This is a genomic window from Flavitalea sp., from assembly GCF_035489435.1.
Lineage (GTDB): Bacteria > Bacteroidota > Bacteroidia > Chitinophagales > Chitinophagaceae > DATHKG01.
Genome location: NZ_DATHKG010000156.1, coordinates 57,298 through 66,902 on the forward strand (window position 1 = coordinate 57,298; position 9,605 = coordinate 66,902).

Here is a 9,605-nt window from a genome sequence, read left to right on the forward strand (position 1 = left end):
GTTATGAAACCTACTCGTATTCGTAATTATAGGGGAGCAATTCGGCCAGTTTCTTCCAGGCCCAGTAACCCGAATTAATAACATCATACTGCTCATAGAAATAGCCATTTTGTTCTATTATAAAGCCATCAGCTATGTCTAACAGGGTAACCTGCATATTTGTATTGGCAGGCAGTTTAAACTCCTGCAAAAATTTCTTTTCGGGCCATACTTTTTTGTAACCAATACGATAACGACCATCCCAGCTCACTGAAACACCATTACTGTCTACAAAGTAAAATGAACTGTCGTAGAGGTTTTCGATATCAATGCCTTTCGTGCTTTTGGGATCACTATTCATCTTCTCCACTGTAAATCCTTCATCGGTTACTATGCTGTCGTACATAGCGCGCATAAAATGCAACCTGGAGCCCAGGTAAGTTTTTGCCCGGTTAGATACCCAGATCTTCTTAACATCTTCCGTTGTATCCATCTCTTCAAACAAAGGATAACCTGTATACTGACTGATTTTTGTATTGTAATCGTAACTGAATGAATCAAGCTGGTACCTGATCCTGTAACCAAGCGCATTGTTTACAACCGTAATGTCTTCCTTTGCTGTCACCTTTAAACGGTTCCGTTTTTTTGTATAGAAAAAACGAAGTGCTTCCGGATTCTGGATAGTACATTGTTCGGCATTCGGAGTGGTTCCGATAAAGTTCTCCGAGAAAAACTTTCCATATTTGTTCCATCCATCCTGAACTTCATTACTTGCAACTACTGCAACTTCCGTCATAGAATTATCCTGAGGTGCCAAAACAAACAAAAGGGTATCCTTAAGCTGTTGGGCATTGCTTATTCTTAACAGTTTTTTGTCATAACCGGTATAAGATATCACCAGGTCATAACCCCCATTTGGAAGATTCATATAAAATAATCCATCATTATTTGTGATAGTGCCGAATGTGGTATTCTGGCAGAAAACGGAAGCCTTGCTAAGCGGCTGCCCGGAGGCAGAATCAACAACTTTGCCCAGGATGGGAAAATTTTGCGCCTGTAAAAAACCAGCATAACAAATAAAGCAGGCGAGGAAAATCAATTTTTTCATGAATACGATTTGATTCAGTTTATAAACGCAGGATAACAGGCTAAAAGTATACCACACTTCCACCGCATAAATCGTGTTACCTGGTCAGTTGGGGTGATAATAGATAGTTATTGCATGCTTTTTCGATGCTTTCGGATAAAGGAGTGAAACTGAATTCCGGTAACTTAGTCTTTATCTTACTGGTATTGAAATAAGTTTTGGTTTGAGAAATCCTTGCTGATTCCCTGGTAAGCAACGAAGTTTTGCCGGTAAACAGCGTTTTTACTTTTTCAAATCTCCAGGCAATTTCGGCCAACAATGGTGTGGCTCTCCTATAGGGAAGTTTCTTGTTAAAACCCCGGGCTATCTGGTTAAACAGTTCCTGGAAAGTCCAGTTCTCCCCATTGAGAATATATCTTTCACCGCTGCTTTCTGTTTCCAATAATAAGACGATAGCCCTGGCCACATCTTCCACATCAACAAAACCATTAACACCGCTGGTGTACCATGGAAATTCGTTATATACGTTTTTAAAAATCGCGCAGCTTGAGCTATTCCAGTCACCATAACCAAGTATGGTGCTTGGATTTACTACGGTTACATTTAAACCTTCACCCATTCCCCGCCAGACTTCCATTTCTGCATGGTATTTACTCAATGCATAGTTGGTGTTCATCGCACTTTCTTCCCATTTCTTTTCTTCAGTAACTGTGTCTCCGTTTTTAGTGCGCCCGAGTGCTGCAACAGAACTTACATACAATACTTTGGTAATGCCTGCTTCAAGTGCAAGGTTCACTACGTTGGCAGTGCCCTCGATATTTATTCTGAACATTTCTGAACGGTCGGCAGCCTGGAACGAGACTTTTGCCGCTGCATGGATCACGGCATCTATTCCAACCATCGCCTCGCCAAGGGCAACAACATCCAGTATGTCACCTTCGATCCACTCGACTTTTTCAAAAATTTTGGGGGAGATATAGAACGGCCAGTTTTTATTGCCGCGCCTGATGGCTCTTACCGCGAATCCCTTGTTTACGAGTTCCCTGATAATATAAGCTCCAAGAAATCCCGTTCCACCGGTGATTAGTATTTTGCGTGGGTTATCGATGAAGTATCAATTAAGTTTGCGAAAATACTTCATATCGGCTTATCCACCAATCATGTATTATCAGAGGCCGGTTTTGGATAATCATAATAACCTTTACCGGTTTTGATGCCGAGTTCATTTGCTTCAACTTTTTGTTGTTGCCATACTGATGGTGCCAGCCGTGCCGGGCGATGCATTGCATCGTAAACCGAAGTGCTCACCTTATAATTGATATCGTTGCCAATAAGATCCATCAATTCAAAAGGACCCATTTTAAAACCCGTTGACTTCATCAGTTTATCAATATCGGAGATTGGAATGTTATGTTGTTCGGCCAGGTAGAGTGACTCAAGATAGAAGAGCCTGGCTACCCGGTTCACAATAAAGCCTGGCGAGTCTTTGCAGGAAATTCCTGTTTTCCCGATTGCTTTAATAAACATAGTTAGTGATGTAACTACTGAAGCTGCGGTAACATCCGTTGTGACAAGTTCAACCAGTTTCATGACAGTTGCAGGGTTAAAAAAATGCAATCCTGCAACTCTTTCTGAATGTTGAACCGCTTTTGCGATAGATGTAACCGATAATGAAGAAGTGTTTGTCGTAAAAATTGTCTCTGAATGATTGATTTCTGCCAGTTGATTGAGAAGGGCAATCTTGGGCTGCAGGTTTTCGATAATTGCTTCGATGATCAGGTCCGCAATACAATCGTTTATATTAGTAGTAAATTGAAGATGTGCGAGTGTATTGCTTTTATCAAGAGTACTGATTTTATTTTTATCGACCAGTTGCTTGAGTTGCCGGGAGATAGAATTTTCACTTTTCGTGATCATAGCGGCATCAACATCGTAAACGATGGTGCGGAAGCCCCGGCTTGCTATGAGTTGTGCAATACCGCTGCCCATGGTGCCAGCACCACAAACGCAGACCGTGTTGATCATAATATGACTATTGAAATTTTCATTGCAATTTCACAACTAAACCGCACTGATAAACTGTTGCAGAAAACGCACATCGTTTTCACTGAAAAGTCTTATATCATTAATGCCATATTTAAGCATGGCAGGCCTTTCAATGCCCATTCCAAAAGCAAAACCCGTATACTTTTCAGGATCGATATTACAATTTTCAAGCACTTTCGGATGTACCATACCGCAACCCAGGATCTCTAGCCAACCCGTACGTTTGCAAACGGAGCAGCCCTTGCCATGACAGATCTGGCATTCAATGTCCATCTCTGCACTTGGCTCTGTAAATGGAAAGTAGCTGGGACGAAACCTGGTTTTTATATCCTTGCCATACATCTCCTGGACAAAAAAGTAAAGCGTTTGTTTCAGATCCGCGAAAGACACATTTTCATCAATATATAAGCCTTCAATCTGGTGGAAAAAACAATGCGACCTTGCACTGACAGTTTCATTCCGGTAAACACGACCGGGGCAGATTATACGGATGGGTAAATTGCCTTTTTCCATCGCCCTGATCTGTGTATTGCTGGTGTGGGTTCGGAGAAGCCAATCACTCATCCCAGGTTTTGCATGTTCGAGGTAAAAGGTATCCTGCATATCACGGGCAGGATGATGCTCGGGAAGATTAAGTGCCGTGAAATTATGCCAGTCATCCTCTATCTCAGGACCCTCGGCAACGGAAAACCCTAATCTCTGGAATATAGATTCCACATGGTTTAAAAAAAGATGAATGGGATGAAGCGAACCAAGCGGAAGTTCATCGCCGGGCAGGGAGAGGTCGGTTCCCGCCTCAGATTTTGATCCACGGGCCGAATCAAGTGCCTGTTTTGCTGTTTCAAACTTGTTTTCAGCAATTTGTTTAAACTCGTTCAACAGGAGACCGAATTCTTTTTTCTGAGGACCCGGCACATTTTTCATCTCGATGAAAAGACTCTTCACTAATCCCTTCGTTCCAAGAAATTTTATCCGGTATGTTTCCAGGGCTTCCGGGTCTGCAAGGTTAAGTTCTCCGATCTCTTTTTTGTAGTTCTCAATTTGTTGTAACAATTGCTCCATACCGCAAATATAAGAAGATTGCTTTTCGTGATGGAACCCGAAAATTCCGGGGCCCGGCATTGGTCATTCAGTATTCACCACTAACTTGCAAGCATGTCTGATCTAATGTATATCACAGATTTTTTGGAGAAAGTAAATACCGGCATGCTTTCAGAAGATGAAGGCTATAGAGAAGGTCAGCTTGGCAAAAGCATTCTTATTTATGAATATGAAATGCCTGACCTGGCAGAGAGCGATATCATTATCGTTGGCTGCCCGGAATATCGCGGACGACAACCAGGCAAATACCAGGCAAACGGCCCGGATAATGTTCGCAGTCATTTATATGGAATGTATTACTGGCACCCGGAAATACGCATTGCCGATATAGGGAATATTAAAAACGGAGCAACGCTCAGTGACACATATGCAGCATTGAAAACAGTTGTAGGCGAATGTTTAGATGCAGGTAAAACTGTTATTATCGTGGGTGGGTCCCATGATCTTACATTGGCTCAGTACTATGCTTATTCAGACAGAAGCAACATTATTGAAGCTGTATGTGTGGATGCACAGATTGATATTGATATCGATTCACGTAAAAGGGAAGATAGTTTCCTTATGGAAATGCTCACCGGCGAACCAAACTATATAAGGCAATATAATCACATAGGTTTTCAAAGCTATTATGTTCATCCGCATATGCTGCAAACTATGGATAAGCTGAGGTTTGATTGCTTCCGTGTTGGTCATGTGAAGGATTCAATTGAAGAGATGGAGCCGGTTATCAGGAGTTCCAGGCTGTTCAGTTTTGACATTTCGGCTATTGCTAACAGTTATGCACCGGCAAACCGCTTTTCGCCCAATGGGTTAAATGGTGAAGAAGCCTGCGTGCTGATGCGTTTTGCGGGGATGAGCTCCAGTGTCAATAGTATCGGTATTTATGGCTACGATGATATACTTGATCGTGATTCATTAACTGCAAAGCAGATAAGCCAGATGATCTGGTATGCTATAGATGGCCGCAGTCGCGGTCAGCGTGAGGCTCCACTTGATGAAAAAGGATCCTTCAATGAATATCACCTGGCTTTTGGTGAAGTTCAGACAGTGTTCCTGCAAAGTAAAAAAACAGGTAGGTGGTGGATGCAGTTACCTGATAGAAGTTTCATTCCTTGTTCGCACAAAGATTATCTTCTTGCAAGTTCAGATGAAATTCCGGAAAGATGGTTAAGGGCGCAGGAAAGAGGCTGAGCTTAATACAAGTGGTGAGTTGTGAGTGGTTAGTTTAGTTATGAGTTATGAGTTATGAGTGATGAGTGGGTTAGGAGTTAGGAGTGAGGTAGGAATTAGGGTGATGAGGGGTGAAAAGTAAAAATAAATTTAGATGATACTTAAATCAGTTTACGGGGTTGTTGGGTTGGTTGGTTTGTTTACGTTGGTTTCATGTTCAGTACAAAAACGGTTAGGCCGTCAGTTGAATGATGAAGTGCTGAAAGATAAAAATCTTGTTAATGCACATGTTGGTGTTTCTATTATTGATGCAGGCAACCAACAGCCATTGTTTAATTACCAGTCGGATAAATATTTTGTACCCGCTTCAAATACGAAAATCTTTACCTGTTATGCCGCCATGAAGTTCCTGGGTGACAGTGTTAAGGGCATCGAATTCATCGAAGATGATACCGCGATTTATCTTATTCCTTCCGGTGATCCCACTTTTTTACACCAGGATTTTCCCGATCAGCCAGTGACCAGGTTTTTACAGGCTGCCCAAAAACCGTTATATATATCAGACGAGAATTGGGACGATAAGGCCCTTGGCAGCGGCTGGTCATGGGACGATTACAGCAGTTCCTACATGGCAGAAAGAAGTCCTTTGCCGGTCTATGGAAACGTTATCCGCTGGATACAGGAGCTTGATACAAGTGCTCCTGCTACAGACAACATACTGGATCAGCCGGTTTTTACTTATTCAATACCCGATGTGAACTGGTCCGTGAGATTTACACCAGATTTAAAAAAACGAAACTTTTCTGTTTCACGGAATAAGGATGAAAATGTGTTTACAATAACCCAGGGCATAGAACCCAAAAAGGAACAGCAGGTTCCGTTTATTACAAAAGGTATTCAATCCGCAATTGAACTTTTGCCAGATTCCTTGCGGAAAACGATAACGAAACTTGATAAACCAGCCGCAGGAGTTGTGAACAAACGCAGCATTATGTCAAGACCAATGGATTCATTGTTAAGACCAATGATGCAGAACAGCGATAACTTTTTTGCTGAGCAGGTCCTCCTCATGGTCGCTAATGAAAGGTTTGGAAAAATGAACGACAATCTGATAACTGATACGCTGCTGGATATTGAATTAAAGGATTTACCTCAGCGACCCCGGTGGGCAGACGGCAGTGGCCTAAGCCGGTTCAATTTGTTTACACCGGCAGATTTTGTAACGATTCTTACCAAAATGAAAAATGAGTTTGGTATGGACCGGATAAAGCGCGTTTTTGCTACCGGGGGCAAAGGCACATTGTTAAATTTTTACAAAAAGGACAGCTCTTTTATTTATGCCAAGACGGGAACCCTGTCCGGTGTTGTAGCTTTAAGTGGATTTCTATATACCCGTAAAAATAAATTGTTGTGTTTCTCCGTTCTGGTTAATAACCACCGGGGCAACGCGGTAGAAATCCGCCGGAAAGTGGAAGCTTTTCTTTCGGAAATCCGCCGGAAATACTGATCCTTTTCTTCCCGGGTAACCTTTTTGACCCTTTAAAATTCTACTAATACCCAACTTAACTTACATTAATTCCGTATCCTGAGAAGCAACCTTATTCCGTCATCAAAATCCATCACAAACAAAGAGGTTAAACCAGGCAATTGTCAGGTAATCCTGTCGATATAGAGATGATAAACGGTTGTATAAACAACGACCGGCGGGCCCAGGAAAAGCTATATAAGCATTTCTATGGATCTATGACTACTTTATGCCTGAGATATACACGAAATGAAGAAGATGCGATTGAGGTGCTGCATAACGGTTTTCTGAAAGTGTTTAAAAATATAGGGACATACAATAACAGTAAGGGGTCATTATACACCTGGATAAGAACTATCATTGTGCACACTGCCATTGATTTTATCCGCCAGCGTGAAAAGTTTTTTACGAAAACAGATCCCGATCATCTTCCCGAGCCTTCCGTTGAAACCGATGCATTACATCGAATGTCTGCCCTGGAGTTATTAAAGCTAGTCAAGAAACTGCCCACCGCTACTCAGGCTGTATTTAACCTTTATGTAATTGATGGATATACTCACCGTGAGATAGGAACATTGCTAAAAATAAGTGAAGGAACGAGTAAGTGGCATCTCAGTCAGGCAAGGAAACTCTTACAACAACTTTTACATAACCAGCAAGCTTCCATTGAATGAACGAACATCATCCATATGACCAGTTGCTACGCGATAAGCTGAACAGGTTGCCTGTACCGGATGTACAGAAAACCTGGCCGGAAATGCGCATGTTATTAGACAAAGAAATGCCGGAAGGCGGAAGATCCAGGCGCCGCGGCGGCTGGTGGTTTTTCAGCGCCATTCTCATTTTCATCATTGCAGGTAGCTGGACGCTTTTGACCTTGAATTTCAGTAAACAAAACGTCGACCCTCCGCTCTCGGCAACAAAAAGCAAGTTGTCGCCACCGGGAACAGGTCCGGGAACAGATAAAGCAAAAGCAGGTACCCTAAAAGATTCAGAAAAACCACGTGTTGAGGATGATAAAATTTTACTAAGCAAGGAAGAAGGGCCAGATAACAATGAAAACAGTAACCAACCTTTAGCAGTCAGAACAGTAAAGGAAGGAGAGCAAACCAAATCAATTCCTGACGGCACGGGGCCTGCAGTTATTAATCCGGGAATAGGTGATAAATCAATTGGAGACAAATCCATCGGAGATATGTCGGCCGGAGAAAAAGCAACGGGAAGTAAAGCCACCGAAGAAAAAGCAACAGGAAGTAAAGCAATTGGAGAAAGAGCGATTGGGGATAGAACTACCGGAGATAAATCAACAGAAGTAAAAGCTCCTGGAGATAGATCAAGGGGAGCTAAATCAACGGGAGCTAAATCGATGGGAGAAAAATCAACAGGAGAAAAAGCAATAATCGAAACTGCGACTGGAAATAATAGATCAACAACCAGAGAAAAAGGAAACAGTAAAAATAGTCCGGATCCCGGATCTTCGGATAAGTCACCGGGAGCAATAGTTGGGCTCACAACAGATCCTTCAGCTTCAATAAAATCTCCTTCGGTTTCAACTACAGCTGTTGATGGTTTTGATGAAAAGCAGAAAGGTTTAACTGCTGCTGCTATAAGTGAAATAGAAAGTTTGCATTCAGCGTCTTTTGCTGAAACCATTGATTCAATTAACAAGGACTATGGATCTTACATAACCTATGCGCCGGTCAGCCGCAAATATTATCGTCAGAATAAAAAATATGGCCGCCCTGCAAATGTCCGTGCTCCATATACTACTGTGGGTAGAAACTTTGCGATCGGCCTCTCACTTCCGCTTGTATTTCCACTGGGGGATCAACAGGCTCTAAGTTATAATGTAAATGCAGGACCAAACACAGCAACGGATTATATACCGGCACCGCATGCCCAATATCATTTTAACGGCAAAGTTTATTTGCAGTCTGAATTGCAGGTCCTGAGTCCGCAATATATCAAACCAGCATTGTTATATCAGTCTAAAACATCAAACAATTTTTATCAGACAACAAGTTCGGTTTCCGCTCAGAAGTTATACTATTTCAATGTGCCGGTAAGTTTGCATTATAGCCCTTTCAAACATTTTTATATGGGTACGGGCCTGCAGTTTTCATCACTATTAAGTGGAGTTGCCATGCATGAACAACAGCGAACAGGTATGGTGAGCAGCGACAGTATCTATACAGTGAGTTACTCGAAATTCAGTAACGATTCTATCTCCAACAAACTTTCAGGCAGTGAAATGAGATTGATGCTTGATGCAAATTACTACTGGAATAAATTTACTGTTGGCCTGCGTTATAACCAGGCATTAAGCAACTATGTAAGCACACGCGCAGCTCCTTCTGTGCCATTGACGGTTGATAAAAACAAATCACTGCAGTTTTATTTGCGGTATAATCTTTGGGAAGATAAAAAGAGAAAGAATGTTGGTTCACAAACGCTGGCTGCGAAATAATTCTTCGGTTTGGTTTGCGGGCTTCATCAATGTCACCACAGTACAACGTGCTGGTTTGCTTTCTTTGTTTACCAGCATTATTATGCAACAGTTTTTGGTCGCTTCTTCGCACCGTTGGGAGCGGGATTGTGCCTTTTTGCGGCTGTGTCCCGTGGTTAATACCTTTGCTCATGCCGCTCTATGCTGTTGTCTCCGATCGGCTTTTTTGCCCTGATCAGCTTTGTTAGGGT

At 42.2% G+C, this 9,605-nt stretch carries 8 protein-coding genes; 4 read left to right on the plus strand and 4 right to left on the minus strand.

Features of this window, described 5'->3' with window-relative positions:
- Positions 1 to 10: 10 nt before the first annotated feature.
- From VK664_RS24130 to pheS, 4 genes are all read right to left on the minus strand, one after another.
- The gene (locus tag VK664_RS24130) at positions 11 to 1,087 is read right to left on the minus strand and encodes a carboxypeptidase-like regulatory domain-containing protein (protein WP_461401282.1); all 1,077 of its coding nucleotides are present in this window, start codon (positions 1,085 to 1,087) and stop codon (positions 11 to 13) included.
- 76 nt (positions 1,088 to 1,163) lie between these two features.
- Complete coding sequence (locus tag VK664_RS24135) at positions 1,164 to 2,174, minus strand: NAD-dependent epimerase/dehydratase family protein (protein WP_461401289.1); 1,011 nt, start codon at positions 2,172 to 2,174, stop codon at positions 1,164 to 1,166.
- A 50-nt stretch (positions 2,175 to 2,224) separates the two neighbouring features.
- Positions 2,225 to 3,091: a 3-hydroxyacyl-CoA dehydrogenase family protein gene (locus VK664_RS24140; protein ID WP_461401283.1), complete on the minus strand. Its 867-nt coding sequence runs from the start codon at positions 3,089 to 3,091 to the stop codon at positions 2,225 to 2,227.
- Between the two features lie 36 nt (positions 3,092 to 3,127).
- On the minus strand, positions 3,128 to 4,174 hold the full coding sequence (gene pheS / locus VK664_RS24145; RefSeq protein ID WP_461401284.1) for a phenylalanine--tRNA ligase subunit alpha: 1,047 nt from the start codon (positions 4,172 to 4,174) through the stop codon (positions 3,128 to 3,130).
- A gap of 93 nt (positions 4,175 to 4,267) precedes the next feature.
- Here pheS and VK664_RS24150 point away from each other — a divergent pair, with 93 nt between their 5' ends.
- From VK664_RS24150 to VK664_RS24165, 4 genes are all read left to right on the plus strand, one after another.
- Positions 4,268 to 5,404 carry a formimidoylglutamase gene (locus VK664_RS24150; RefSeq protein WP_461401285.1) on the plus strand — a complete coding sequence of 379 codons (1,137 nt, stop codon included), beginning with the start codon at positions 4,268 to 4,270 and terminating at the stop codon, positions 5,402 to 5,404.
- 133 nt (positions 5,405 to 5,537) lie between these two features.
- Positions 5,538 to 6,890, plus strand: a complete 1,353-nt coding sequence (gene dacB, locus VK664_RS24155) for a D-alanyl-D-alanine carboxypeptidase/D-alanyl-D-alanine endopeptidase (RefSeq protein WP_461401286.1) — start codon at positions 5,538 to 5,540, stop codon at positions 6,888 to 6,890.
- Positions 6,891 to 7,030: 140 nt separating this feature from the next.
- Complete coding sequence (locus VK664_RS24160) at positions 7,031 to 7,582, plus strand: RNA polymerase sigma factor (RefSeq protein ID WP_461401287.1); 552 nt, start codon at positions 7,031 to 7,033, stop codon at positions 7,580 to 7,582.
- Positions 7,579 to 9,375 (plus strand): porin family protein, encoded by a 1,797-nt coding sequence (locus VK664_RS24165; RefSeq protein ID WP_461401288.1) that lies wholly within the window; start codon positions 7,579 to 7,581, stop codon positions 9,373 to 9,375. The genes VK664_RS24160 and VK664_RS24165 overlap by 4 nt, the downstream gene beginning before the upstream one ends.
- The last annotated feature ends 230 nt before the right edge of the window (positions 9,376 to 9,605 follow it).

Excerpts from the sequence above, each read along its gene's own strand:
- VK664_RS24165 (WP_461401288.1), top strand. The coding sequence starts at position 7,579 with ATGAACGAACATCATCCATATGACCAGTTGCTACGCGATAAGCTGAAC.
- VK664_RS24150 (WP_461401285.1), top strand. The coding sequence starts at position 4,268 with ATGTCTGATCTAATGTATATCACAGATTTTTTGGAGAAAGTAAATACC.
- VK664_RS24130 (WP_461401282.1), bottom strand. The coding sequence starts at position 1,087 with ATGAAAAAATTGATTTTCCTCGCCTGCTTTATTTGTTATGCTGGTTTT.
- dacB (WP_461401286.1), top strand. The coding sequence starts at position 5,538 with ATGATACTTAAATCAGTTTACGGGGTTGTTGGGTTGGTTGGTTTGTTT.
- pheS (WP_461401284.1), bottom strand. The coding sequence starts at position 4,174 with ATGGAGCAATTGTTACAACAAATTGAGAACTACAAAAAAGAGATCGGA.
- VK664_RS24140 (WP_461401283.1), bottom strand. The coding sequence starts at position 3,091 with ATGATCAACACGGTCTGCGTTTGTGGTGCTGGCACCATGGGCAGCGGT.